The sequence below is a fragment of the Caulifigura coniformis genome, assembly GCF_007745175.1.
Taxonomy (GTDB): Bacteria; Planctomycetota; Planctomycetia; order Planctomycetales; family Planctomycetaceae; genus Caulifigura; species Caulifigura coniformis.
Genome location: NZ_CP036271.1, coordinates 4,401,523 through 4,427,655 on the forward strand (window position 1 = coordinate 4,401,523; position 26,133 = coordinate 4,427,655).

At 63.8% G+C, this 26,133-nt stretch carries 15 protein-coding genes; 12 read left to right on the forward strand and 3 right to left on the reverse strand.

Going from position 1 to position 26,133, the window contains the following annotated elements; all coding sequences use genetic code 11:
- Positions 1 to 39: 39 nt before the first annotated feature.
- Entirely contained in the window at positions 40 to 1,326 is a 1,287-nt protein-coding gene (locus tag Pan44_RS17790; protein WP_197453424.1) for an alpha/beta hydrolase, read from the reverse strand.
- Positions 1,327 to 2,152: 826 nt separating this feature from the next.
- On the opposite strand from Pan44_RS17790, the gene Pan44_RS17795 reads away from it, so the two are divergent.
- The 7 genes from Pan44_RS17795 to mqnC all read left to right on the forward strand — a co-directional run bounded on the left by Pan44_RS17795 (position 2,153) and on the right by mqnC (position 15,337).
- Positions 2,153 to 3,160: a type II secretion system protein gene (locus Pan44_RS17795; RefSeq protein ID WP_231754090.1), complete on the forward strand. Its 1,008-nt coding sequence runs from the start codon at positions 2,153 to 2,155 to the stop codon at positions 3,158 to 3,160.
- Positions 3,161 to 3,200: 40 nt separating this feature from the next.
- On the forward strand, positions 3,201 to 4,241 hold the full coding sequence (locus Pan44_RS17800) for a type II secretion system protein (protein ID WP_145031564.1): 1,041 nt from the start codon (positions 3,201 to 3,203) through the stop codon (positions 4,239 to 4,241).
- The gene (locus tag Pan44_RS17805) at positions 4,238 to 5,353 is read left to right on the forward strand and encodes a prepilin-type N-terminal cleavage/methylation domain-containing protein (RefSeq protein WP_145031567.1); all 1,116 of its coding nucleotides are present in this window, start codon (positions 4,238 to 4,240) and stop codon (positions 5,351 to 5,353) included. Before Pan44_RS17800 ends, Pan44_RS17805 begins: the two co-directional genes overlap by 4 nt.
- A gap of 53 nt (positions 5,354 to 5,406) precedes the next feature.
- The gene (locus tag Pan44_RS17810; RefSeq protein ID WP_145031570.1) at positions 5,407 to 6,819 is read left to right on the forward strand and encodes a type IV pilus modification PilV family protein; all 1,413 of its coding nucleotides are present in this window, start codon (positions 5,407 to 5,409) and stop codon (positions 6,817 to 6,819) included.
- Positions 6,820 to 6,830: 11 nt separating this feature from the next.
- Entirely contained in the window at positions 6,831 to 8,576 is a 1,746-nt protein-coding gene (locus tag Pan44_RS17815; protein WP_145031573.1) for a hypothetical protein, read from the forward strand.
- 124 nt (positions 8,577 to 8,700) lie between these two features.
- Complete coding sequence (locus Pan44_RS17820; RefSeq protein WP_145031576.1) at positions 8,701 to 13,851, forward strand: hypothetical protein; 5,151 nt, start codon at positions 8,701 to 8,703, stop codon at positions 13,849 to 13,851.
- 232 nt (positions 13,852 to 14,083) lie between these two features.
- Positions 14,084 to 15,337, forward strand: a complete 1,254-nt coding sequence (gene mqnC / locus Pan44_RS17825; RefSeq protein ID WP_145031579.1) for a cyclic dehypoxanthinyl futalosine synthase — start codon at positions 14,084 to 14,086, stop codon at positions 15,335 to 15,337.
- Between the two features lie 365 nt (positions 15,338 to 15,702).
- Here mqnC and Pan44_RS17830 read toward each other — a convergent pair whose 3' ends face one another.
- Positions 15,703 to 18,033, reverse strand: a complete 2,331-nt coding sequence (locus Pan44_RS17830; protein WP_145031582.1) for an alpha/beta hydrolase — start codon at positions 18,031 to 18,033, stop codon at positions 15,703 to 15,705.
- 357 nt (positions 18,034 to 18,390) lie between these two features.
- Between Pan44_RS17830 and Pan44_RS17835 the strand changes: the two genes are divergently transcribed.
- Together Pan44_RS17835 and Pan44_RS17840 are read left to right on the forward strand one after the other, a co-directional pair.
- Positions 18,391 to 20,013: a DUF1549 domain-containing protein gene (locus tag Pan44_RS17835; protein ID WP_145031585.1), complete on the forward strand. Its 1,623-nt coding sequence runs from the start codon at positions 18,391 to 18,393 to the stop codon at positions 20,011 to 20,013.
- Between the two features lie 139 nt (positions 20,014 to 20,152).
- The gene (locus Pan44_RS17840; protein ID WP_145031589.1) at positions 20,153 to 21,448 is read left to right on the forward strand and encodes a DUF1501 domain-containing protein; all 1,296 of its coding nucleotides are present in this window, start codon (positions 20,153 to 20,155) and stop codon (positions 21,446 to 21,448) included.
- Between the two features lie 180 nt (positions 21,449 to 21,628).
- Here Pan44_RS17840 and Pan44_RS17845 read toward each other — a convergent pair whose 3' ends face one another.
- Positions 21,629 to 22,099, reverse strand: coding sequence for a GNAT family N-acetyltransferase (locus Pan44_RS17845; protein WP_145031592.1), 471 nt, complete (start codon positions 22,097 to 22,099; stop codon positions 21,629 to 21,631).
- Between the two features lie 107 nt (positions 22,100 to 22,206).
- On the opposite strand from Pan44_RS17845, the gene Pan44_RS17850 reads away from it, so the two are divergent.
- The 3 genes from Pan44_RS17850 to Pan44_RS17860 all read left to right on the forward strand — a co-directional run bounded on the left by Pan44_RS17850 (position 22,207) and on the right by Pan44_RS17860 (position 25,976).
- The gene (locus tag Pan44_RS17850; RefSeq protein ID WP_145031596.1) at positions 22,207 to 22,701 is read left to right on the forward strand and encodes an SgcJ/EcaC family oxidoreductase; all 495 of its coding nucleotides are present in this window, start codon (positions 22,207 to 22,209) and stop codon (positions 22,699 to 22,701) included.
- A 43-nt stretch (positions 22,702 to 22,744) separates the two neighbouring features.
- Positions 22,745 to 24,154 (forward strand): sulfatase family protein, encoded by a 1,410-nt coding sequence (locus tag Pan44_RS17855; protein WP_145031599.1) that lies wholly within the window; start codon positions 22,745 to 22,747, stop codon positions 24,152 to 24,154.
- Positions 24,155 to 24,281: 127 nt separating this feature from the next.
- On the forward strand, positions 24,282 to 25,976 hold the full coding sequence (locus Pan44_RS17860; RefSeq protein ID WP_145031602.1) for a glutamine--tRNA ligase/YqeY domain fusion protein: 1,695 nt from the start codon (positions 24,282 to 24,284) through the stop codon (positions 25,974 to 25,976).
- The last annotated feature ends 157 nt before the right edge of the window (positions 25,977 to 26,133 follow it).

Consider the following 26,133-nt stretch of genomic DNA (forward strand, 5'->3'; position numbering starts at 1 on the left):
CGCAGGAGCTGGCAGCGTCGACCACGAACCTGCGCCCCTTCACTTCGTCACGGTGGCATCCTCCTCGAAGTGCCATGTCACGAGGATGTTCGGTGCGTTGCCGCTGAACACCCAGAACTCGCGACGCGCGTTCAGCTGTTTGGAAAGATGCGGGCGTTCGCTTGCGGGACGATTCTCCTTGAGCAGCAGGAACAGGTCTCCCAGCACGTGGCGGTTGGCCCCGTAGTAGCTGTGCCCGAGGAAGCTCGTGTAATCGACCGTCGAGCAGTCGACCGTTTCGACGCCGGAGAGCAGCACGGGCGGATGCGCATCCCCTGCCCGCTGTTCCGCATGCAGGCTCTTGGAGGCGATCAGCGCCGCGTCGTTTTCGCTGGCATACAGGGTCACCCGATCGCACCGGGCGGCGACTCCCGGGGCCCATTCTTCGAAGTCGCCCAGTCCCACGTCCGGAGCGCAGAGCACGACGTTGGCCAGCCGCGCGCCGGGCGAGAGCCGGTTGATCCCCTGCATGACGATCCGGTTTCCCATGCTGTGGACGAGAATGGAAACGCGCGTGTCGGCCGGAACTCCATCCAGGAGGCTCTGCAGAAAGTCGGCGAAGGGGGCGACGGAGGCCTGGTTGGCCGGCTCATCGGCCCTGTAGTTCTGGACGCCGCCCTGGCTCGGCCAGGCATACGCGACCACCGCGCCGTTGAACGGAACGTCCAGGGCCACCTGGGCGGCCCGCACGATGGCCGAGTGGAAATCGACATTGAACCCGTGCACGAACAGCAACAGGTCCTTCTGCCGCGACCGGGCCAACTGGTTATTCACGCCGGCGAGGAATGATTCGGGCTTCTGCACCTCGACCGTGCCAAACTGGACGACTTCGTCGTCGGTCTTCGGCTTGCTGAAGGACACCGGCATGAGCCGGGAGCGCCCGGCCGCGGTCGGCGGGTCGATTCCCCGTCCGCGTCGGGGGAGCGTCACCTCGGCGCGGCCGTACTGCGGCGAACTGCTGACCTGGTTTCCGAAGTCGACCCGCGCGTCCGGCGAACCGAAGACGCGGCCCCGGTTCGTTGCGTAGAAGACTTCCCAGGTGGAGATTCCGTCCCGCCAGTCGACGATCGCGGCCGGCTCGGACAGCGTATCGACGTAGCGGCCAAAGGCTTCGGCGGCGAGGCCTGCCATCTTGCCGGTTCGGAGGTCGGCCTCGTGGGCCGTGTCGTAGATGATGCCGACGGCGGTGCGGTCGATGACCGGCAGCCTCGTCCCACGGCACCCGGCCACGACCCCGAGAATGACCGCGCAGCTTCCTCCCAGCTCAATCCAACCCTGCCTCAGCATTGTTTCTCGACCCGCAGTGATCTGGCCCACCCTGCGTTGCAACCGCCGGACTCTAACGGGATTCCGTCCGCCGCCGCGAGAGGGAAATGCTCCCTCAAGCGGCGGATTGAGGGGGGACCTGTGACGACCTGTGACGACCTGTGACGGCAGAAAATGGCCTGAATCCCTGGGATTCCTGACCTGTGACATGTGTGACGAGTTTTGGGAGGTCTTCTGTCGTTGCGTCTGGCCGGGTGGATGGCCTGTCCGTCCTGCATTGGCCATGAACAACCCCCCTCATCTGTCCGGGAGTGGTTGCGCGGGCGAGGGGAGAACGGATCGTGGCGGGGGATCGGGCGCGTGAGGGCCCAGTCCCGATGTCCCGACGGCCCTCGTCCAGCTGGCATGGCCCTTACGGTCGGAACTTCCCCCCGGAAACCGGTCTCAATTGCCCCCTTCGACCGCAGTGAAATCGTCCGTAAGCCGTTGACTGGCATACGCTCTGCAACATTCAGTAAAGTGCCGGAATTCTGGCGCGACTCGCAGCCCTTTCCGGGCAAGCTGCATCATTTCGCAGCACATTTTCGATCATGTCGCCACTCCCGACGAGCCTGAACGTTCGCGGCCTCACCGGCCCTGGTCGTTTTGTCGGCGGGATTCCCAGCTTCCTGACCCTCGAGTCCGCCGGCCCCGTCGCCTCGGAGATCCCGTCATGATGCGTCGCCTCTCCTCCGTTCAAACGGCCGCTGTCCGATCTGCCGGTGGCCAGCCGGCCGCTGTCCAATCGGCCGCTGGCGAGCCGGCCACTGAATGCTCCCGGGGGCGTTCCGCCCGGCGGGGTTTTTCGATGGTCGAGTTGCTGATCGTGATCACGATCATCGCCATCCTGGTGTCGTTGCTGCTGGTGGGTGTGCAGGCCGCTGTCGGCCGGGCCCGCGTGGCGACGGTGGTGTCGGAGCTGAAGAATCTCGAGCAGGCGATCAAGGCCTTCGAGTCCGAGTTCGGAATGCAGCCGCCGAGCTTCATCCTGTTGTATGAGCGTGGTTCGGACTGGACCGCTAACGATCAGTGGACGAGGGCCAGCCGTTCGATCATTCGCCAGCTCTGGAAGGACTACGACTTCACGCAGAATGTCGACTTTGACGGCGATGGGAATACCGGCGGGGTTTACAAGACATTCCGGCTGACCGGCGCGGAGTGCCTGGTGTTCTTCCTGGGGGGGATGGTGAGTGTCGATAACTCCGTCACCCCGCCCGTCTACACTCCCAAGGGATTCTCGAAGGTTCCTGCCAATCCGTTTGGCAGGCAGGCGGGAGGAGCCCTGGGCGGGGCCCGGTCTGGTCCATTCTACGAGTTCAAGTCGACCCAGTTGCTGTCGTCCACCTCGACGACCACGGGGTCGACGAACCCGGAGGGGATGTACGTCTACCTCGACGCCATTCCTGGGCAGACGCGGCCGATCCAGTATTTCAGCAGCTATGGCGGAAGCGGCTACCGGGTTTACGGCATCAACGGGCAGCTCGGCGCGAGCGCGAGCAGTACCGAGGCTGGAGACAACGAGGCGTTTTACGATTCGTTCGGCTGGGTCTACACGAAGACGCCCGGCTCCGCGTCGACCGCACCGGAGCCTTACAATCCCAACACGTTCCAGCTGATCTCTCCCGGTCTGGATGGCGAGTATGGCGACGCGAATCTGTGCGGTGGTTATGTGAATGCCACCAATGGCGTGCAGGGCGTGACGACCTACCTGCCGCCCGGCACGTTGCCCGCCGGCGGGACGCTGGCGAAGACGCCGGCCAACATCGCGCGGGAGCGCGACAACATCACGAACTTCGCCGGTGGCGAGATTCACTGACTGTTCCACAGGTGCCCCTCGTCTGCCGGGAAGATTCCTCATGCGGCCTGATCGACGCCTACGCCTGAACCGCTCCGGCTTCTCGCTGATCGAGTTGCTGGTTGTCCTCACGATCCTGCTGATGCTGATCGGCCTGATCGTGTCGTTCTTCGGAACGGCCGGAAACGCGGCCCGCGAAGCGGCGACGAGGGTGACGATCACCAAGCTCGATGCCCTCCTGCAGGCCCGCTACCGGCAGATGGTCGATTCGTTCGCCGAGCAGGACCGGAAGCCGAGCCAGAAGGCGGAATGGCCGAATCTGGCCCGTTCGGCGGCCGTGGCGCTGACGGGAACCGAGCCGACGGCCGCCAAGAAGGCGATGGTGAGGATCAATCGCTACCGCGGCGCGTTTCCACAGCGGAAAGAGGATTTCGTCTACTTGGGAGGCGGGGACTTCCCGAACCCCTATGCGACCGGCTGGCCCTCAACGATGCCCGTCGGGCATCTGCCCGAGACGGAAAGCAGTGAGCTGCTGTACTTCATCCTCGCCAGCGGCGGCGGCACGGGAGCTGAGGCCCAGATCGCCGATTCGATCAACCCGAAGCACATTCAGGACACGGATGGCGACGGACTGATGGAGTTCGTCGACGACTGGGGCGTTCCGCTCAGGTTTTACAACAGCCCTACCCGGCTGCTGCGGCCGAACGGGGCCTACATCCCGGGCGCGTCTGCGGAGCAGGAATCGGTGGCTCGCGCGTTGATGTCCAGTGCGCCGTCGCGGGCTGGGAATGCGTTCGATTTCACGAATCTGTTCAACCAGGATCCTTTCGATCCCAAGGGGGCCCTTCGCGCCACGTCGCCGCTCACGGCCCCGGCCGGCGCCTCGGATCGGCACTTCTACACGAATCCCGGCGGCTTCGAGATTGATTATCACACGCCGGACACCTTCTACGCACCGTTGATCGTCTCCTGCGGAGGCGATGAGGCGCTGGGGCTCGGCGAGCCGACTGCGACGACGTCCGATCGCCATGCCGCGATCCTTGTCGCCGGGGAAGCCTCGGACAACATCACCAATCTCCAGTCAGTCGGAGGTGGGCCATGATCTCGCGTCTCCCGCGCGGCCGTGCCAGCCGGCAGGGCTTCACGCTCGTCGAAATGCTGGTGGCCCTGGGCATTTTCGTGATCCTGGCGACCATCACGCTGGGAGCGTTTCGCGGCGTCTCGAAAGACGACCAGATTTCAGCGGCCGCCCAGACGGTGAAGGGCTGGCTCGAGCACGCACGGTCCCGCGCCATCAAGACGAAATCGGCCTATGGCATCCGGTTCGTTCCCGATGCCAACGCGGGCCGTTATTGCAGCACGGTGAGCTACATCGCCGCCGGCGCCATGGATGAGTCGAACCTCGATGCGACGACCGGCGCGGACCTGAAGTGGATCACTGTGGCCTACCTTCCCTCCGGCCTGACCGGGCGGTTGATTCCGGGAGGAGCGGCGATCGAGGCCTGGCGGGGGTTCGTGGATTCCGGCGCCTTGCCGGCGGTCAGCGGCGGGAATCCGCTGGGGCTGCGCATCGAGGTTCCCAAGGACAGCGGTCATTGGTTTGCGCTGCAGGATGTCGAGTCCGACGGCGCGACGCCTCCGGTGTTTCGAATCGTCGTCGGGTCGGGGGCCAGGTCGATGCTGACGAACCTGATCGACCAGCGGGTGGAGTACCGCCTCGAACTCGGTCCCACCGCCCAGTCCGAGGCCGCGCCGGCGCTTCCACGCGGTGTCGTGATCGATTTCGACGCCTCCCAGCTTCCCGACAACTGGCGGCCCGGGTTCGCGACCGCCGAGACTCCGTATCCGTCCTCTGGTCTCGACCTGATGTTCTCGCCCAATGGGGCGTTGATGGGCCGGGGAGCCGGTGCGGGCGGGGTGCTGCACCTGTGTCTGTCGACCCGGGAAGACGCGGAGGCGATCCGCATCAACTTCCAGTCGTCGACGCCTCCTCATCCACAGTGGGTCACTTCGCCGACCGTGCCGACGTATCCGTTCATCCTGGCCGATCCGAAGACCGCACAGAAACTGGTGTCGGTGTTTCTTGGCTCGGGCAGGATCGGCACGGCGAGCGTCAACACGCTGCTGGGCGATACGAATAACGTCTTCCAGAACGAACTGGTCGACGGAGACGACGCCCGGCTTTACGCAGTCCGTGGGAGGGAATCGAAGTGAGAGGTTTCACTCGTGTTCCTTCAGGCGGATCGGCGCGCGGGGCTCGCTCCCGGATGGGCGCCACGCTGGTTGAAGTGCTGATGTCCCTGATGGTGATGGGCATCGGGATTGTCTCGGTCGTGACGCTGTTCCCGATCGCGGCGCTCAAGTCGATCCAGGCGACGCAGCTCACCAACGCCAGGATGCTGCGGAAGAACGCCGAAGAGGCGTTCCGGATGCCGTACCAGTCGTCCGGCACGCCGTCGGTTCGGTTCGATCTTTTGAATTACTCACAGGCCCTCGCCCGGTTCCGGGGCGAATGGCGTGCGAACACGTCGTACGCCGTCGGCGACATCGTCGTCCCCACCCGCAAGAAGGGGCTTCCTCATCCCGTTCCGAATCGCTGGTTCATCATGGGGACCGGAAGTTCGGCCGATCCCGTCACCAGCGGTTATGTCGAGCCGAACTGGCTGACTTCGGCCGTGACAAATGAGACGGTCGCCGGAACGTCGAACCTGATTGAATGGACGGTTCCAACGGCCGCGCCCTTCGGCACGAGCAACTACAGCACGCTGAACTACATTGTCGACCCGCTGGGCTGGTGGCAGCTGAACGCCAGTGGAGATCTGGATGTTGCCCTGGACGTGAACAAGTTCGGTTATCGGGTGCTCGACGGAATCCAGTCGGAAGTCCCCTCGACCTCGGGCGTCAAGCTGCTGCGCCTCAACGGGGGAACGGCGTCGCTGGCCGCTGCGGAGCAGGTGGCTTTGCATCCCGACAGCTGGCAGGTGGTGATTTCCGAACCTCCCAGGACCGCCACGGGGACGAACGCGACGTTCCGCGGCGCGCTCGACTTCTCCAACATCCTGCAGACCGGCAGCGTGGCTTTCCCGCCGCGGATCGTACTGACGAGCAATCTGTCGGAACAGGCGGTCATTCGTCCGATCATCGCCCCCCTGCCCGGCGGCGGCGCGGCCGACTGGACCGTCAACTGGACGGAGCCGCTGCCGACCGGTTTTCAGGCGGACGGCCCCGCGCGGATCGAAAGCTATGAGCCGCGATTCTCCTGGATGGCGACGGTCAACAAGCTGGCGGACGGCGCCCAGAAGGTGACGCTGGCCGTCTTCTTCAATCGCAACTTCGCCCCCCAGAACGAGCACGTCTACTACGCCAACTTCGGCAACACGAGCACCAGCCTGCCCTTGACCTGGCAGGTGACGACGACTGACCAGGTGCGGATCAACTGGCAGGTCCTGTCTCCCAACCGCGAGCCGGAGCCGCTGCTGAAGGAAGGCAATTACATCCTCGATGGGCGGAACGCCGTCTGGTACCGGATTGTCGCAGTCAGCCCGAATGGAAACGGCTCGGCCACCCTGACGGTCGATCGCCAGATTCCCGAGGCCCTGCGCACGACCGACCCGTCCGATCCCGATTTGACCGGACGCGTGATCCTGATGCGCGGCATCATCCATCTGTTTGAGCTGTGAGGTCACCAGGCATGTTTCGTCCGCCTCACATTTCCCTTCGACGCGCGATCCGCCCTGCCCGCGGCGGCTTCACGCTCGTCGAAATGCTCGTCGCGACGACGCTCGTCGTCATGATGCTGATGCTGTTCGCCCAGATCTTCGGCGACACCGTCCGGATCATGCGGAACCAGCAGGCCCTCTCCCAGAACGACCAGAAGGCCCGCAGCGTCGACTCCCAGCTCCGCGTCGACCTCGAGAAGGCGACGTTCCGCCAGGTCCGCGACAAAGGGGTTTTTGGCATCACGCCGCTGCGTCCGAGCTGGCCCGTCGATGCGGAGCGCCAGCGCGGCTATTTCTACTTCTCGGAAAACGATCCCAACGATCCGACCGACGACGTCCTGCAGTTCACCATCGACATGCGGCTGACGCACCGCAACAGCGACGTCGGGACCCTCCGCGGCAAGGCGACCCGACTGGGCACGCCCAATGCCAACGAACCCAATCAACCTGACAACGACGACGGGATCATGGGAAACGGAGTCGGTGAATCGCCCGCGGCGGAAGTCTCGTACTTCCTGCGCGGCGGCAATCTCTACCGCCGCACGCTCCTTCTGCGAAACCCGCCGACTCCGGCGACCACGTCGGCCCCCGGCCCGTTCCCGATCCAGCCCGGTTCGGGAGCCGACGGCGCGACGGTGCTGTTCCAGAGCGCATCGAGTCCCGTCTACCCCAATAACTTCTGGGAAGATTTCGACTACTCCGCCTGGAACCGCCAGATCGACCAGGATGGCGACAACATGGTCGACGAGTACCAGGTGATGTTCAACGGCGTCGACTCGCTGCAGAACGTCGTCGGAGCGACGTCCCACCCGCTCGGAATTCCCTACTACCGCTACGGCCACATGCCGCTGCGCATGCCGCCCGTCCCGACCATCGGACGTCCGATGGAGTTCGTGTTCTACAACAGCGGCGCGAATACGAAGTTCATCGGCCGCTTCGTACAGGAAGAGACGTCGAGCACCGCCTTCGACTGGCCCGCCGGTTTCAGCACGAACAACCCTTACTACAGAACCTATCCGGCGACCGTCGACGCCCCGCCGCAACAGGACGACATCCTCGACCTGTTTGCCGGCGGCGACCGTGCCGGCGAAGACCTGCTGCTGTCCGGCGTGGAATCGTTCGATCTCGAGGTCTGGGATCCGGGCCTCAACTCGTCGACCGGCGGCTGGGCCGATCTCGGCCACGACCTCACGGGGGGCCAGTTCCGCGACACCTCCGGCAACTTCACGCACTCGCAGTATGGGCCCCGCAACAGCGACAACTGGCTCTTTGATACCTGGCATCCCCGGGCGAGCCTGTTCTCGACCTTCAATGCGACCACGAACGTGACGAACCAGCCCCCCTGGCGGGCGACCACGGTTTCGGCGGTCCCTTCGGGGTCGAACGATGTGCGCACGTGGAGCCCCAACTCCTCGGTGACGACCTCCACGTATCTGTTTCCGCGGATCAGCAATCCTTCGGGTTTCAGCGCGACGAACCCGAACCTGGCCGACGACGACAGTTACTTCTACCAGCCCGTTTTCATCAACGGCAACACCGGAACGCGGCAGCCCGACTGGCCCCGCGAACCGGGCGCGACCGTGATCGACGGCGGGGTCATCTGGCAATGTTTCGACAACCGTGTCGGCCTGCAGGCCATCAAGATCACCGTTCGGTTCCGCGATCCGGGGAATGGGTCCCCCAGGCAGGTCAGCGTCATTCACTCGTTCGTCGAGTAACGACGCTGCGACAGGCAGGACGCCAGCCCGATGATTGGCTGCCGAACTTGCGAACAACACAAACGCTCATCGGGCGTTTGAGTCAAAACAGACGCCTGCGGGCGTCTGACAGGAGAGAGTGTCCATGCGCCAGATCCATCGCACCCTGAAGCTCAGGCCTTCCGAGGCCCGGTCCGGGCGGTTCTCCCTGTCGGCCCCCCGCTCCGGCGGTGCGGTGCTGATCATCGTGCTCACGCTGCTGTCGACGCTCGTCTTCCTCGGCTTCTTCTACTTCGCGTACACCAGCCAGGCGGAAAACGCCGCCCGCAGCTACGCCACCGCCGAAGACTACAAGCTCGACGCCGACGAAATTCTCGACAAGACCTATGAGCAGATTCTCGTCGGCACGCGGGCGGGCTATCCGAACAGCGCCCTGTACGGGAACCGCCACAGCATCGTGTCCCACATCGTCGGCCCGGTCGATCTCGAACTGCGGCCTACGAAGGACCAGCCCTTCTCAGGCGCCGGCATCCGCATGGAAGTCAGCGACAACGGCGACGGTGTGCTCGCGGCGGGCGAATACCTGCGGTTCGATTTCGACGGCGACGGCTACCCCGACGCAACGCTCGATCGCACGAACGATCCATCGCTCGCCCCCCTGCCGCTCAACTTCAGCAAGGTCGCCCGGTACGACACCCAGTTTTATTCGGGGGGAACGCCAGACTACTCGCGGGGACTGCACGACAGCCCGCAATTGTCTGTCGACGAGAAAAACGTTTTTGCGAATTACCAGCCGCACGTCGGCTACACGTATCCCGACATCAACTCGCTGTTCCTGAGCTACGACTCGATCGTCTCCGGGCAGCGCGTCAGCATTCCGTCGTATTTCCGGCCGCAGCTCGAGCTCGAGTATCGCAGTTCCGGCTTCGACGACTACTTCACGACGGAAGCGACTTCATCCCGCTCGCTCAGGCCGCATTCGTTCCACCGTCTCAGCAACAACACGAGCCGCCGGTTCATCTCGGCATCAGGTGGCGTGCAGGCCGAGAGCGGGGACACACGGCGGATCATCATGCCGTTTCCGTTCCAGACGGATCTCGACGGCGACGGGAACTTCAATGCGATGGGCGTGCTCTCCAGAGACGGCCTGTATGAACTCGATGTCGACACCGATGGCGACGGCATCCGCGATGCTATCTGGATGGATCTCGACCTGCCGCTCGTGACGCTTCCGGACGGCCGCCAGGTTGTTCCGCTCGTTGCGGTCAAGATCGTCGATGCCGACGGCCTGCTGAACGTGAACGTCATCGGCAATGCGGCCGGAGTGACCCGGCTCAACGAAACTCCGACCGCGACCGATTCGCTTGGCCGGCCCGTATCGATCTCGAAATCGAACCTCGGCCTGAGCCCCGCGGAAGTCAATCCGGTCTGGGCGCTCGTCTCCGACTCCGACGTCTCGTCCCCCGCGCCCGACATTCCGTCGGCGACCTCCGAAGCGCACCTGGCGCTGAGCCTGGTGATGGGCGGAGCGACCCTGCCCAACGCCGTCGCCGTCGCCAATACCGAACTGCTGTTCCTGCTGTACGGCCGCATGCCGCTGGACGGCGGATCGTCGTTGCCCGGTCGTTACGCGGGCCCTGCCACGACCGAACAGTTGGACTCCTACGTGGCGGCGGACAACAGCTTCATCTTCACGCCCTTCAGCGGCCCGCGGCCGGGAGCGTCGAATATCGACGATGATTCGGATGGGCCGTCCGGTATCCGTCCGGGCGGCGGACAGGACTCCCGCAGCGAGTTCATGCGCAAGGTCGCCAATGCGGCGCCCCAGATGCAGATTCCTCCGGCCGTTCATCCGCTCGATTTCCTCGGCCTGGGACACCTGGTGAACACCGGAACGGCGAGGAGCTACCTGTCGCTCGGCGGAGAGGCGACTCCCCTGTCGCCCTCCGTGGACGAAGGCGCCCAGCGGCGGCTGACCACGCCTGCCGCGCTGACTGCCGGCGGAGCGAACCCGAGCACCTGGCCCACCTACCAGGGCTTCTGGCACGCGAATCAGGATACACTCGCCACAACCTACGGAATCAGCGGGTATCATCAGGCGGTCGGCAACCAGTTGCAGCCGAACGTCACGGCGTTTCCCAGCGGCGACGCGATCACCACCGACTTGACGGATGAAGACAACGAGGTCATCGCCAATCGCTGGCTGTACAATGTCAACGATTCGCTGTTCCTGCCGTCAGAACTCGCTGGCCTGCATCTGTCGAATCCCGATTTCGCCCTCACCGGCGAGTATTCGCGTCTGCGGGATCTGCTCCCGTTCGCGTTCCGCGGCGCTCAGAACTCGTCCGTCACGCGGCGGCGATTCACGACCGATTCCTGGGATCGTCTCGAGTTCACCCGGACGATCTACAACCCCTTCCCGGACAGCTTCGGCCCTTCCTCCGGCAACGATGAGCCGATGCCCCGCCAGTGGGAGTTCACGGTCTGGACCGGCTACGACGCCGCCGACGTGCACTTTCCTCCGCAGTTCGCCAACTCGACAGTCTTCTCGGCGAACGACCCGTTCCGCAGCGAACTCCGGCAGCTGCTGCAGACGACGATTCGCGGCGCCGGCAGCGGAACGAGCCTCTCCAATTTTGATTCGATGCGCGCCCGTCCCCAGCAGCGTCTGAATCTCAACGGGCTGCTGGTCAACTTCGACAGCGCCGGCAACCCCGTCTATCGGCCGCTCACTCCGCACCCGAACTTCGCCGACATCGCGGCTGCATCGACGCCCGCTCAGCAGACGCTCCCCAACATGTATCACGGGCAGCTGAACCCGGCGACGGCCTCTGCGCCCAACTACGAAGCTGACCCCCCGGCCGGGGCCGCTCCGGATGATTATCCTCCGTACGCTTCCGTCCCCTCCACCTCCACCGGGACGGAAGCCCAGCTTCGCGCCCAGGAATGGTGGGCCCGCTTCGATCGCCAGCGGATGGCCCGCGACATTTACGTCCTCCTGTGGACCCTTGGCGGCGCCCAGGACCTCGCAACCGGAGCCAACGCCCCCTACACGCAGGTCCGCACCTACACCGACGAGCAGGCGCGCGAGATGGCCCAGTTCGCCGTCAACGTGGTCGATGCGCTCGATCGCGATGATGTCATCACCCGCTTTGAATATGTCTCCGATCTCACCGTGGCCGGTTGGACGAATCCCGATCGGGTCGTCTACGGCGTGGAGTCGCAGTTGCTCACGCTCAGCGAAGCGATGCTGATCAACGAGCCGCAGCAGTCGGGCGACCTCGCTCGCACGCTTCATGACGACGCCGACTCGGCCCATCAGTTCCTCTACATCGAACTGCGGAACACCAGTCCGTTCGATGTCAGGCTCGATGATGAAACCTGGCGGATCGTCCGCGTCACTTCCGACATGCCGGTGGGCTCCAGCGACGCGAACGTTGAGGCCGCCGTAAAGTTCAAGAGCGACGGCACCAATTCGCCGACCGACTCCAAGATCGTGGGGCCTGGCGAAAACTTCGTGATCGCCTGCCACGACGGCAACGTGCGGACAACGGGCGGCCAGGACCTCCCGGCCGATTTCTACGTCGACTTCGAGGGCGGAGCCGAATTCGAAGCCGTCGTCCCCCGCGCGACCTCGACGGTCACGACGGTCACCCCGCCGCTCCCCGCGCTCTCCGACCTGGACTTGAACTCCACGGAGCCGGCCCATCAGCAGTACCACTCGATCACCCCGTTGAGCGTCTTCGAACCGACCAACGGCGGCACGACTCTCGTGGGGCGCGATGCGACGTCCAAGACGTTCGATCTGGTGCTGCAGCGTCGCCGTAATCTGCTGGCCAAGGGGCATGGAGAAGACCTCGGCGCCGGCACGCCGACACCGGTCTGGGTCGAAGTCGACCGGATCAAGATTGAAGGAACGGATGTGGTCGACTTTTCGCCCGGTGGCGATACGCAGACGGTGATGCAGAACTTCCTCACCAACGGGGCGGGGTCCGACGGCATCCGCAGCGTCGAACGGGCTCAGCCGTTCGGCCATGTGCGCCAGGAACGTCACGGCAGCAGCAGTCCCCGGAACCACACGCTCGTCTCGCGAAACGAGACCGATCGCCACGGCCCGAACTCGAACCTCGCGCCGCTGACCCAGTTCACGATGTTCGAGCCGCATTTCAATCGCGACTTCTCCTCCGTGATGGAACTGCTGTCGATTCCGATCTATGGCTACCAGGGAACCAGCAGCGTCGACCCGGATACGCTGACGCCATTTTCAACGAATGTCGGCGCCATCGGCGGGGCGGTCGCGAACCTGTCGACTCATGGAGCGACGAACGCCCGCATGGAAGGGAACGCCGTGGCCGCGGTCCGATTCCTGAACCCGCACCCCGCCCTCACCGCCCCGTACAGCACGCCTCTGAACGGCGCTCCGCACTACGCCAACCGCTGGTACCGGCTACTCGAGTTCCTCACGGTTCCCGATCGCAGCGAGGAGGCCATTCAGCCGCGCCTCGACGACGCGACGCTGCCGCAGGTCCGGTTGCAGCGGCGGACGCCGGGCAAGGTCAACCTGAACACCATTCGCGACACGACCGTCCTGCAGGGGGTGGTCGATGATCACGATCAGCTGGCGACGGTGGACAGCAGCACCCGCTTGCCGTCGATGGACGACCGATACCAGACGACCAATCGGAACTGGTACGACATGCTGCTGCGCTCGCGCGACGGCATCGATCCGACCGCATTGAACGGGGGGACGACCATCGCCATTCCCGGCAGTATCGCCTCGCGTCCCTTCCGGGATCTGGGCTTCATGGAGGCGGACCGCAACACCGGTTCGACGATGCTCCGCGACAACAGCATCGAATCGACGATCCTGCGCAGCCTGTCGGCCATCAGCTCGCCTCCGCTCGACCTCTCGACGGTCAGGTCGTCCAGTGCCCAGGGCATCTTCGATGCCCGTACGCAGGCCGACGCGGCCGCCGGAGCCAGCACGGTCGATTACCACACGCGGAATCGCCTGCTCGCCAAGATCCACAACCGGACCACCAACCGCAGCCACGTGTTCATCGTCTGGACGACGGTCGGTTTCTTCGAAGCTCACCGTCTCGACACGACCAACGGTGCGGCTTCGGGCGAAGTGCAGATTGGCGCGGAAGCCACCGACATTCCCCGCCGCCGGGCGTTCATGGCCTGCGACATGTCGCAGCTCGAAGAAGCCTATGAAGATCCTGATCCGACCGATGACCTGCCCGGCTATTACGATTTCCGGAAGTTCATCATCTATCGGAAACTGGTCAAATAACGCCCGCTGTTCCGGCAGCCGCCCCACACTTCTCAGCCCGGCCGCAACCCTGCGGCCGGGCTGTTTCTTTGTCGGGGCCGAGTCGTTCCGGAAGGTTCTCCTGGCCGTTAATACCCGGGCCTCGGTGCGGTTCCAAAAAAAGACCGGCGGTGGGGCCGGCGGGAACACTCACGCACGTCGGTCGTCCGGCCTATACTCCGCCTGTTGCCCGGTTTTTGCACACGCAGGTTCCATGTCCGACGCTTCCATCACCCGTATTCTCGACAAGGCCGTCGCCGGTGAGCGACTCACCGCCGCCGAAGGCCTCGCCCTCCTGGAAAGCCACGACCTGACGGCGATCGGCGCTGCGGCCCATGCAGTGACCTGCCGGCTGCATCCCGAGCCGTACCGCACCTACAACATCGACCGGAACATCAACTACACGAACGTCTGCGCGGCCGTCTGCGACTTCTGCGCGTTCTATCGCCCGCTGAAGCACAGCGAAGGTTACGTCCTCGGGAAGCCGGAGCTGTTCCAGAAGATCCAGGAAACTCTCGACGTCGGCGGCGATCAGATCCTGCTCCAGGGCGGCATGCACCCCACCCTGCCGCTGGAGTGGTACGAAGACTACCTCAGCGACATCAAGGCCCACTTCCCGACGCTCAATATCCACGGCTTCAGCCCGCCAGAGCTGCATCACTTCACGAAGGTCTCGAAGCTGCCGCTGAAGACGGTGCTCGAACGCCTGAAGTCGGCCGGCCTCGGCAGCCTGCCGGGGGGCGGGGGCGAGATTCTCGTCGACCGCGTTCGCGAAGCGATCACTCGCGGCAAGGCGCTCACCGACGACTGGCTGAACGTCAACCGCGTCTGGCATGAACTGGGAGGCGTTTCGAGCGCCACCATGATGTTCGGCCACGTCGAAACGCTGGCGGAGCGCATCGAGCACCTGGACCGCCTGCGCTCGCTGCAGGATGAGACCGGCGGGTTCACGGCGTTTATCTGCTGGACGTTCCAGCCGCCCGACGAGGCGCCCTGGTTCGGCAACCGCAAGGATGGCGTCGACATGTCGAAGATTCCGCCGGCCGGGGCGTTCGAATACCTCAAAACGCAGGCCGTGGCGCGGCTCTATCTCGACAACTTCCCCAACATTCAGTCGAGCTGGGTGACTCAGGGAGAGAAGATCGGCCAGATGGCTCTCTTCTTTGGCGCGAACGACATGGGCAGCCTGATGCTCGAGGAGAACGTCGTCGCCGAGGCGGGAACGGTTTACCATCTGTCGCTCGACCAGATCCGCCGCTGCATCAGCGATGCAGGCTACATCCCCCGCCAGCGGAACGTGCACTACGAACTGATCGACTCCGGCGATCCCGAGGTCCAGAACGCCAGGTTCCGCGCCTACCGTGAAGCCCTGGCGGCAAAAGCGACGCCCCCTGAACCGGCCCAGGGCAGCTGCGGCAGCGGACAGGAAGCGTCGGCCATCGTCAACCTCGAACCGGCGTTGAACTGAGTCGACAAAAGGGGTTTGAACAGAGGGCAAGGAAGGAAAGGAAGAAGACGCTGAAGTTGGCGTTCAATGCCACAGCACGAGGGCTCAATGCTCCAGCTCACAGCCCCTCTCCCCTGCCCCATCCTCCAGGGCATGCCTGTTGTTGAGGGTGGGGCCAATTCCCCGGGTGAGCGTCAGGCGTCAGTCCACTGATCGATCTCACGAGCAGCCCATGCTTTCTGGCATGCCATCAGCCGGCTGGCATCGGTCCCTCGCCGACGCGGTTGAAGATCATGCCGGCCTTCCCCGTCCTCTTCCCCGTCCTCTTCCCTTCCTTCTGTCCAAACTTTTGCCGGAAGGAAAATCGCCTCTTGTTTCCAAGAGGCTCAGTCCTCCGGGCGGACGGGCCAGTTCAGATGCCGGTGCAGGAAGTCGAACGTCCCCTTGCCGTTGATGGTGTGCGGGCCATTGAAGACCTCCATCTCTGTGCGGTCGCCGATTCCGAGCCTGTCATAGTGCCGCTTCACCTTGGCGAACTCCCAGGCGACCCATTCATCGGGGGCGACGCCGTCGTCGTGCCCACGCTCCACCATGAACGGCCGCGGCGTCATGAGGCTCGCCAGCTCGGCGTAGTTGGCGACGTTCCCCATGTTCCACTCGAAGATCTCGTACTCGTTCGTGAAGACATAGCTGTAGCGATCCTCGGTGGAGGCGTTCTTCAGAATCCATTCGTTGAAATCGGCCGAGCAGATCGACAGGCAATACCCGGGTCGAGCCGGTTCGCCATTGTGGGCCGGCCTGGGGGGAAGCAGCGGCGGGATGCGCATGGCCGTCTTCCCGCCGTAACTGAGTCCATAGAACCCGATCCGATCGGCGTCGACGAACGGCAACGTCGCGAGCCAGTTCAGCGTCTGCTGATGCTGCGGGATGATGTAGCTGAAGAGTGATCGCCCGAGCGGATTGGACTTGCGCTGGATGACGCGGAACTCATCCTTGCCGCGATACGGATTCTGGGGGGCGTAAACGATGAACCCGCGCTGGACGAGCTGTGTGCTGAAGCCCTTGTAGGGGCCATAAGCCTTCTGATTCGGGTCGGTCACGATGGTATCCATCGGCGTCCCCTCAAGTCCGTGCTGGCAGACGACGCATGGACGCTTCTCACCCGGCTTCAGATCTTTGGGAATGAGCAGGATTCCGCCCGCGATGATTGGCTGGCTTCCATCGGCTTCGGAACGGAACACATCGAGGACCACCTCGTACCCGGTGTGGGTCGGTTCGTCGATCACCTGTCGCGACCGAGCGTTCGGCGGGAGGAGACCATACGGAATCCGCCCGATGAGCTCGTCGTAGACCTGGGTGCGGTACGCCTCGCTCGTCTCCTCCCACGCAGCAAGCGATTTGCGATCGGCACTGGCCCAGTATTTGTCGCGTTCCTTCGCCGCACCGTGCAGGAGCCGCTGCGTGTAGCGGCGAAGGTCATCGACGAGCTCGCGCTGGCGGTCATGAAGTCGGCGACTTGCCTCGTCCGCGGCGAGCGGTTCGACGGAGTGTTTCCCGGGAACGCGGCCGGGGAATCTCGACGCAACGGCCTGCAGGGCTGCCGCGGTTCCACAGCGTCCTCTCTCCGGGGCGGACGACGCCAGGATCTGAATGCGGTTGGCGACTCCCAGTCGTTCGTAGGTCGCCCTGGCCCTGTGAAACTCGCGTTCGACCGACTGGGGGGAGGGAGTCGTGATCTGGCCGGGCGCGGCGCCGGATCGCTGCGGCGACGGAGGCGGAGGTCCGGCGATCTCCGGGACCATGCAGTCTTCGATGACGAGTGACCGGGGGGCGATGAGACTCGCCATCTCGGCATCCCCAAACTCATCCAGCAGGCGCCAGACGTTCCGGTAGATCGGTTCCTGCCAGATCTGTTCCCGCTCGCCGAACGAACCCGAGACGACGCATAGTTCGATCCGGGGATCAATGGCCGCGGCGTACAGCGCCAGGAGGCCTCCTTCGCCGATCCCCCACACAACGATCTTCTTTCCCGCCGCTTCGAGTTCATCCACGGCCCGCAGGATCTTCTGCACTTCGTATCCGATGATGTGCCGGCCGAGTTCAAAGGCGGGGCGATAAAGGTATTCGCGGTGGGGCTGGTTTGTGCTGCGGAGATCTGGCCGGCCGCTGAATTCGCTCGAGCGGTTCGCCAGTCTCAAGGTCCGCGTCGCGATTCCCATCTCGGCGAGGACGTGGGCCAGTTGCTCCTCGGGACGCAGGCCCGCAATCTTTCCGGTGATGTGTTCAGGGGCCCAGTTCGCATCAGGAACCAGGATCACTTCTCCCGGCCCCTCCCCTGTCACGACAAACTCGGCGGTGACTCCCGGAAATGTGGGCAGCCGCTCCAGGTTCTCGGGGAGCACAATCTGCCGCGTTCCCGGGGGCAACCTCTCATCGACGGCCCCGATGAGAGTGCGGAGCCGCGCGCGGTTGTCGGCGACGCTCCTGTCGTAGGCGGCGTGGTTGGAAAAGTCGGGATGCCAATGCCGCTTCCGCCGCTCACGACTCAGGACGATCTCCTGTTCGGCGAAGGCATTAATCCCGCGGACCATGTCGACGTCGAGGGGTTCCTCCAGCCGCAGCGGCGCGGTTCCTTCGAGCGGTTTGACATCCTGCTGCTGGGCCCATGCGGTCCCGCTGATGGCCGCGAGAACGACTGAAACGACTGCGTACCGCATACGTTCGCTCACCAGGGATGCCCCTTTAGACCCGGACCGAAACGACAATAGTCGACCGTCGGCCCGCCGTCGCTGCCGCGACCGGATTCGATGTTGATGCGGGGCAGCAGCCTGCCCTGGCCGGCAGGGGCCGCATTTCCGGTCCGTCCCTTTCCAGTCGGGAGGCCACGATGTCGGGAAACCGTCCAGAATGCGCCGAACGTCGATCCGGTTGTGGAGGTACGCTGTCAGAAGGGAGTAAGCCCTGCGCCGGCGGACATTGCTTCCGACGCGTGGTAAGCTGTCCTTAGCCATTCGGCCGGGCGGTTCCGCCCACACCTGAGATTTCAGAAACCCTTCCAACTCCAAAGGCTGGAAATGGTGCGATCGCTTCCGCAGTGGGGACGCATGACGGCGTTCGGCGCCGTTCTCGCGATGCTGGCTTCTTTTGCCTGGTCCGCTCCCACGCCTCCGGCCCGCCCGTCAAAGAAAAAACCACCTCAGCCGAAGCTGCCGGAACTGAAGACTCCGGAAGACAAGCTGAAGTTTCTCGAAGCCATCCGCGCGTCATTCCCGACGATCCGTTCGAGCGGCGGGGCGTTCACCGCGGCCGACCTCGACGAGATGATGCGCAAGTACATCTCGAAAGAGACGAAGACCCCGTTCACTCCGATTGTCAACGATGAGACGTTTCTGCGTCGCGCGTCGATCGACCTGACGGGGAAGACGCCGACGCCGGAGAAGATCAGGGCGTTCACCGCGGACAAGAGCCCCAAGAAACGCGCTGCCCTCGTTGACGAGCTTCTGGCCAGCGACGACTACGCCCGGAAATGGGCCCGGTACTGGCGGTCGGTGGTGTTCCACAACTCGGCCGCGAACCGCAATACGATCAATCCCCAGGCGTTCGAAGACTGGCTGTTCACCGAGTTCAAGGACAACAGATCCTGGGACCGCGTCGTCAGCGAAATGATCTCGGCGCAGCCGCAGCGGCAGCCCAACGTGAAGGCTGAGGAAAACGGCTTCCAGCAGGATCACGGCCCGAACAATTTCATTCTCGCCTGCGAGCGCAAGCCCGACATCATCGCCTCCGAAACCGCCCGCATTTTCATGGGCATCAGCGTCGGTTGCGCGGAATGCCATGACCACCCGTTCGACCGTTGGAAGCGCGAGCAGTTTCACGAGATGGCCGCATTCTTCGCGAACGGCAAGTACTACATGACGGACCAGGACGATCCGTCCAAGAAGTCGGAAGTGAAGGCCGTGTTCCTGCTGGGTGAGGAGCCGCCGTCCACGCTGAAGCCCGACCACCTCCGCGTCGCCGCCGCCGCCTACCTCGTCTACAACTCGGACAACTACTGGTTCGCGCGGGCGTACGTGAACCGCATGTGGAGCGAACTCGTTGGCGACGGCTTCTATTCCGTCGACAGCCTTGGCCCCGACAAGGACGTTGTCCACCAGCTGATCGTGAATCGTGTCTCGTCGGCGTTCCGCTATGCGGGGTTCGATCCGAAGTGGCTGTTCCGGCTGATCATGAACAGCGAGGCCTACCAGCGCGGAATTCGCACGATCGACAAGCCGGAAGACCTCTTCACCTCGGTCCGCCCGGCCCGGTTGCGGCCGTATGAGATCGCCGACAACGTCGAACGGCTGATCGGCGAATTGAAAGGCGCCCGCGGGGCCGTCGAACGGACCTTCGCACAGAACCCCTCCACTCCGCAAAGCGATCTGGAAGGAACGGTGCAGCAGGCGTTGCTGATGATGAACAACGGCCAGCTGCAGAAGCAGCTCTCGAACAGCCCGTTGAAGAAGCAGCTGGTCGGGATCAAGGCGAACGACGAGATGGTTCGTGAAGCGTTCCTGGCGGTCCTCGCAAGGACTCCGACTCCCGACGAGACGAAGCGCTACGCCGACTTCATCAAATCGTCGAAAGACCGGAATGCCGCGATCGATGACCTGCTCTGGGTGCTTACCAACTCCGCGGAGTTCATCGTCAAACGCTGACGATTTTTGAGAAGCAGCCGGATGGCCGTGCCGCAGCATTCTTTGCCGCAGCGGGTGGCCGTCTCGAACCCCGGGAAGCGCGGCCTCCCGGTTTGCGATCAGGAAGTTTCGACAACGACGATTTCACGGAAAGTCCCTCATGTTTCACCAGAACCTGCTGAGCGTCGGCCTGAACCGCGAAGGCGCCATCACTCGCCGAAGTCTCCTGCAACTCGTCACGGGCGGGGCGGCCGCGTCAGGTAGCATGGCCTTCCTGCAGGCCATCGGCCTCAACGCGGCCGAGATGAAGAAGGAGGGGCGCGCGTGCATCATGATCTTCCTCAACGGAGCTCCCAGCCAGCTCGAGCTGTGGGACCCGAAGCCCGGCACCGATAACGGCGGACCGACCAAATCGATCTCGACCCAGATGCCAGGGGTATCGTTCGCCGAGTACTGGCCGAAGCTCGCCCAGTCGAAAGACGTTTCGCTGATCCGCACGATCGTCGGAAAAGAGGCCGCCCACGAACGGGGCGCTTACCATCTGCGGACCGGACGCCGCCTCACGGGTTCGTCCAACCATCCACATATCGGATCAGTCGCCGCCTGGAAACTGGGCGACCTCGCATCCGACATGCCGAACTTCGTCAGCATCGGCAATACGCCGCATGGCGCCGGCTTTCTCGGAGTGAAGTACGCGCCGTTCATGGTCGGAGCGGCCGGCCGCCTTCCGGACAACATCGTTGCGAGCGTCCCGGCGCCGCGTCTCGACCAGCGGATGAAGCTTCTCTCGCAGCAGGATGCGGAACTCGCCGCCGTGGGAGCCAAGGCGATCGCCAATGAGCACCAGGAGCTGTACCAGCGCGCCAAGAAGATGATGGCGTCGCCCCGCCTGAAATCGTTCCAGACCGAGCCCGAGAAGCCGGAAGTCAAAGAGAAGTACGGCAAGAGCGCATTCGGCCAGGGATGCCTGGTCGCCCGCCGGCTCGTCGAATCGGGGATTCCGTTCGTCGAGGTGCAGCGCGGTGGGTGGGACATGCACGAGAATCTGTGGCAGCGGATGCCGGCGACGGCCGGCGAAGTTGACCAGGGGGTCTCCGCCCTGATCGCCGACCTGAAGTCCCGCGGGATGCTCGAGAAGACACTCGTCATCTGCATGGGTGAATTCGGTCGCACGCCGAAGATCAACCAGCGGACGCCCGAAGTCGGCCGCGACCATTGGGCGAGGAACTTCAACGTGCTGCTGGCCGGCGGCGGAATCGCCGGCGGTCAGTGCATCGGTACGACGAGCGATGACGGAACCGAGATCGTCGATCGCCCCGTCGACGTCGACGACCTGTTCCAGACCTACTGCCACTGCCTGAAGATCGACGCCGACGAGGAAATGATCACGCCCGAAGGCCGCCCGCTGCGGATCGTCGATGCGGGATCGCCGGTGAAAGAACTCCTCATCAGCTAGCAGGCCGTTGAAGGAAACCAACCTGGTCTCAATAGGTGGCGGCACGGTCTCCGGACCGTGCCACTTTCTTTGACCGACAAGTCTCGGTCGGTCTCAAGACGGCCCCCGGTCCGTGTATTGACCACCCGTCGACGGGAAATGGACCTCTAAGCGAAGCCCAGCTCGCGCCGAGAACAGCGATCAGGCCTCACCGCCCGGCGCCACTTTTCGATGCACCATGCGAAAGCCGGCGCCGGTAAAGCTCTCATTCCCCACGAGCTTTCCTTCGGCCCGCTCGCGAATCACAAACCCCTCGGACAGGTACAGCGCGAGGGCGGCAGCGTTGCCTTCGAGAACCTCGATTCGCGTCTCCGGCCCGGACGCCGCGATGGCGTGACGCAGGAGCGCTCTCCCGATTCCTTCGCGATACCTCGCGGGCGATACATAGAGCCAGGTCACCTCATCGGACTTCAGCCCCACAAAACCCTCGACGCCGCCATCGATCTCCGCGACGAAGAGGTCGCTATCAAACAGTCCTTCGTTTCCGGCCGCCTGCTCGAGCGGGACAAAGGCTTCCGGCTGGCCAAAAGCCCGTAACTCATCTCTTCTTGCGGGATCATGAATCTCGCAGAGACGCCGCCAGTCGGAAGGTTCGTAGGGGCGAATCTTCATTGCGTCGCACGCGACATTGAGCATACTCGAAGGATTGGGTTGCGACTGCTGCGTCTCTCTGCCCGCGCGGATGGACACGACGCTCTTGCTCAGGTTCAGGATCAACAATGCTCCCTGAAAACAAAGTTCCCGCCCATCTCGATGAAGCCGTGTGCCGCGTGCTTTACCACCGCCTGCTCGATCGCTGGAACGAGCGGGACGGCCGCGGGATGGCCGACCTGTTTGCCGACGACGGCAGCGTCGTCGGATTCGACGGCAGCCAGCTCGACGGCCGGGCGGCGATCGAGGCGGAGATGCTCCGCATCTTCCAGCATCACACGCCGGCCGCATTCGTCGGGATCGTCCGCGAGGTCCGGCAGCTGACGGATGACGTCGAGCTGCTTCGTGCCGTCGCCGGCATGGTCCCCCCGGGGGCAAACGACATCAACCCCGCCGTTAACGCCATCCAGTCGCTCATCGCGGTCCGTCGGGATGGTGAATGGAAGCTGGCGCTTTTTCAAAATACGCCGGCCCAGTTTCATGGCCGTCCGGAACTTGTCGAATCGCTCACGGCAGACCTTCGCAGCGAGCTGAAAACGTTGCAGCGGATCGATGACGAGTGACCGCGTGGATGTCGCGTCCCCAAGCTGACCCGAGGCCCGGTTGATGACTTGTCGATTGTTCGCTTTGGCGTTCGTCCTGTTCGCTTCTGTCACCTCCGCGCACGCCGCCGGTCCGAATGTTGTCCTGATCGTTTGCGACAACCTGGGGCATGGCGACCTGGGCTGCACCGGATCGACGTTGCATCGCACTCCGGCCGTCGACCGGATGGCCGCTGAAGGGACTCGCTTTACCAGCTTTTATGTGGCCAGCGGAGTCTGCACGCCGAGCCGCGCGGCGATCATGACGGGCTGCTATCCGCGGCGACTCAACCTGCACGTCAGTGATCGCAACGGCGCGGTGCTGCAACCTTTGGCTACCAAAGGCCTGAATCCGGCCGAAACGACCATCGCCGAGGTGCTCAAGTCGCAGGGGTATGCGACGGCTTGTATCGGGAAGTGGCACCTGGGGGATCAGCCGGAGTTTCTGCCCACCCGTCAGGGCTTCGACGAGTTCTTCGGTATTCCCTACAGCGACGACATGACACGCGACAAGAAGCCGGACGAATGGCCCGAGCTTCCATTGATGCGAGGCGAAACGGTCATCGAGGCGCCTGCGGACAGGAATACACTCGTCGCCCGGTGCACGTCGGAAGCGATCGCGTTCATCGAGGCACACCGGCAGCAGCCGTTTTTCGTCTACCTGCCCCACACAATGCCCGGTTCGACGGCTCATCCCTTCGCCAGTCCCGCGTTCAAAGGAAAGTCCAGGAACGGCGACTACGGTGACTCCGTCGAAGAATTGGACTGGTCGACGGGCGAAGTCCTCGCGGCTCTGAAGCGGCTCGGCCTGGATGACCGGACGATCGTCGTCTGGACGAGCGATAACGGGGCTCCGCGTCGGAATCCGCCGCAGGGGAGCAATTCGCCATTCAAAGGTTATGGGTACGACACGTCTGAAGGCGCGATGCGGATGCCGTGCATCATCCGCTGGCCGGGACGTGTCCCGGCCGGGCGCGTCAGCGATGAACTCTGGTCGTCGCTCGACCTCCTGCCGACGCTGGCCTCGCTGGCGACGGCGCCCGGTCCGACGAACGAGATTGATGGCTTCGATGTCTCCGGTTTGTGGACCGGAGTCACCGGGTGGGAATCGCCCTACGACAAGAAGGGGTTCTTCTACTACCGGATGGATCAATTGCAGGCGGTTCGGTCGGGTCCCTGGAAGCTCTATCTCCCGCTGGAGGCGCGATTCGCGAACCTGAACCGAAAAAGCAGCGTCGTCCCGCTGCAGCTGTTCAATGTCCGGTCGGACGTCGGAGAACTGCAGGAATGCTCCGCGGCGCACCCTGATGTCGTCCATTGGCTGACCGCTCTGGCGGAGTCGATGCGAGTCGAGGTGGGAGATGTGAACCGGCCGGGGCGATCGCAGCGTCCGGCCGGCACGGTTCCTGAAGCGTCGCCTCTCCTGCCGCGGTGACCGACGGGTCGCCGCGCGACACGCCTCCCCTGTTCTTCAGGGAATCTTCTGTGCCTCTGTGCAGATTTTTCCCCTACAATCCGCGCGCGAAGCCGGGCTGCCGGCCGCTGATCCTGGAAGGACCCACATGTCGACTGACGCTTCGGAATCCCCTGCCCGCCCCACCGACTTTCTGCGCGAAATCGTCTCCGCCGATGTCGCCGCCGGTAAGAACAAGGGTCGCGTCCAGACGCGCTTCCCTCCCGAGCCCAACGGTTATCTTCACATTGGCCACGCCAAGGCCATCTGCATCAGCTTCGGAATTGCCAACGAGTTCGGTGGCCAGTGCAACCTGCGGATGGACGACACCAATCCCGCGAAGGAAGACACCGAGTACGTCGAAGCCATCAAGGACGACATCCGCTGGCTCGGCTTCGAATGGAACGGCGAAGTCCGCTACGCCTCCGACTACTTCGAACAGCTCTACCAATGGGGCGAGCTCCTGATTGAAAAGGGCCTCGCCTACGTCGACTCCCAGTCCGCAGATGAGATCGCCGCCGGCCGCGGAACCGCGACGGAGCCCGGAAAGGACAGCCCTTTCCGCGACCGTCCGAAAGAGGAAAGCCTCGACCTGTTCCGCCGCATGCGGGCCGGCGAGTTTCCCGATGGCGCGATGGTCCTCCGTGCGAAGATCGACATGGCTTCGGCCCACCTCATCATGCGCGATCCGCTGATGTTCCGGATCCGCCACGCCGAGCATCACCGCACCGGCGATAAGTGGTGCATCTACCCGATGTACGACTACGCCCACGGCCAGAGCGACGCGATCGAGGAAGTGACCCACTCCCTCTGTTCGCTCGAATTCGAGACCCACAAGCCTCTCTACAACTGGTTCATCGAGAAGCTCGGAATCTTCCCCTCGAAGCAGTACGAGTTCGCGAAGCTGAACCTCACCCACACGATCACCAGCAAGCGGAAACTGCTCGAGCTGGTTCTCGGAAAGTTCGTTGCCGGGTGGGACGACCCCCGCATGCCGACGCTCCGGGGCCTGCGCCGCCGCGGCTACACTCCCGAGTCGATCCGCAACCTCTGCGCGACCGTCGGCGTGACCCGCTACAACGGCGTCACCGATATGGTCGTCCTCGAGAACTCGCTTCGCGATCACCTGAACAAGATCGCCCCCCGCCGCATGGCGGTCCTGCGGCCGCTCAAGGTCACGCTCACCAATTTCCCGGAGGGAGAAAAGGTCGAGCTCGAGGCGATCAACAATCCGGAAGATTCCTCGGCCGGCTCGCGGAAGGTTCCCTTTTCGAAGACGCTCTACATCGAGCGTGACGACTTCATGGAGAACCCGCCCAAGCAGTTCTTCCGCCTCGCCCCGGGCCGCGAAGTCCGTTTGCGGTGGGCTTACTTCATCAAGTGTCACGACGTCGTGAAGGACGACGCCGGCAACGTCGTCGAGCTGCTGTGCACCTACGACCCCGAAACCAAGGGGGGCGACGCTCCTGATGGACGGAAGGTGAAGGCGACTCTTCACTGGGTTTCGGCCGAGCATGCCATCAACGCCGAAGTCCGACTCTACGACCACCTTTCCGCCGTCCCCGATCTCAGCGAGATTCCCGAGGGCCAGGACTGGAAGACCTGCCTCAATTCGAAGTCACTCGAAATCGTTGAAGACGCCAAGCTTGAACCGTCGCTGGCGGAAGTGCCTGCCGGCGAGCGGTTCCAGTTCGAACGCCTCGGCTACTTCTGCGTCGATCCCGATTCGACCCTCAGCATGATGGTGTTCAACCGCTCGGTTACCCTGAAAGATGAGTGGGCCAAGCTCCAGAAGAAGGCGTAGCCGGTGATTACAACGGCCGGCGTCGAGGCTCCTTCCGGCGTTCGCAGCGTGCATTTCCACGCTGCGAACGCCATAGTTCCGTCATGGCCCTGAGGCGTGTTGCCGAGTCACTCGGAACGAAAACCGCGAGGTGGGCGTCTGGGCGATGTCTCGAAGC

Excerpts from the sequence above, each read along its gene's own strand:
- Pan44_RS17790 (WP_197453424.1), bottom strand. The coding sequence starts at position 1,326 with ATGCTGAGGCAGGGTTGGATTGAGCTGGGAGGAAGCTGCGCGGTCATT.
- Pan44_RS17795 (WP_231754090.1), top strand. The coding sequence starts at position 2,153 with ATGGTCGAGTTGCTGATCGTGATCACGATCATCGCCATCCTGGTGTCG.
- Pan44_RS17800 (WP_145031564.1), top strand. The coding sequence starts at position 3,201 with ATGCGGCCTGATCGACGCCTACGCCTGAACCGCTCCGGCTTCTCGCTG.
- Pan44_RS17805 (WP_145031567.1), top strand. The coding sequence starts at position 4,238 with ATGATCTCGCGTCTCCCGCGCGGCCGTGCCAGCCGGCAGGGCTTCACG.
- Pan44_RS17810 (WP_145031570.1), top strand. The coding sequence starts at position 5,407 with ATGGGCGCCACGCTGGTTGAAGTGCTGATGTCCCTGATGGTGATGGGC.
- Pan44_RS17815 (WP_145031573.1), top strand. The coding sequence starts at position 6,831 with ATGTTTCGTCCGCCTCACATTTCCCTTCGACGCGCGATCCGCCCTGCC.
- Pan44_RS17820 (WP_145031576.1), top strand. The coding sequence starts at position 8,701 with ATGCGCCAGATCCATCGCACCCTGAAGCTCAGGCCTTCCGAGGCCCGG.
- mqnC (WP_145031579.1), top strand. The coding sequence starts at position 14,084 with ATGTCCGACGCTTCCATCACCCGTATTCTCGACAAGGCCGTCGCCGGT.
- Pan44_RS17830 (WP_145031582.1), bottom strand. The coding sequence starts at position 18,033 with ATGCGGTACGCAGTCGTTTCAGTCGTTCTCGCGGCCATCAGCGGGACC.
- Pan44_RS17835 (WP_145031585.1), top strand. The coding sequence starts at position 18,391 with ATGGTGCGATCGCTTCCGCAGTGGGGACGCATGACGGCGTTCGGCGCC.
- Pan44_RS17840 (WP_145031589.1), top strand. The coding sequence starts at position 20,153 with ATGTTTCACCAGAACCTGCTGAGCGTCGGCCTGAACCGCGAAGGCGCC.
- Pan44_RS17845 (WP_145031592.1), bottom strand. The coding sequence starts at position 22,099 with ATGAAGATTCGCCCCTACGAACCTTCCGACTGGCGGCGTCTCTGCGAG.
- Pan44_RS17850 (WP_145031596.1), top strand. The coding sequence starts at position 22,207 with ATGCTCCCTGAAAACAAAGTTCCCGCCCATCTCGATGAAGCCGTGTGC.
- Pan44_RS17855 (WP_145031599.1), top strand. The coding sequence starts at position 22,745 with ATGACTTGTCGATTGTTCGCTTTGGCGTTCGTCCTGTTCGCTTCTGTC.
- Pan44_RS17860 (WP_145031602.1), top strand. The coding sequence starts at position 24,282 with ATGTCGACTGACGCTTCGGAATCCCCTGCCCGCCCCACCGACTTTCTG.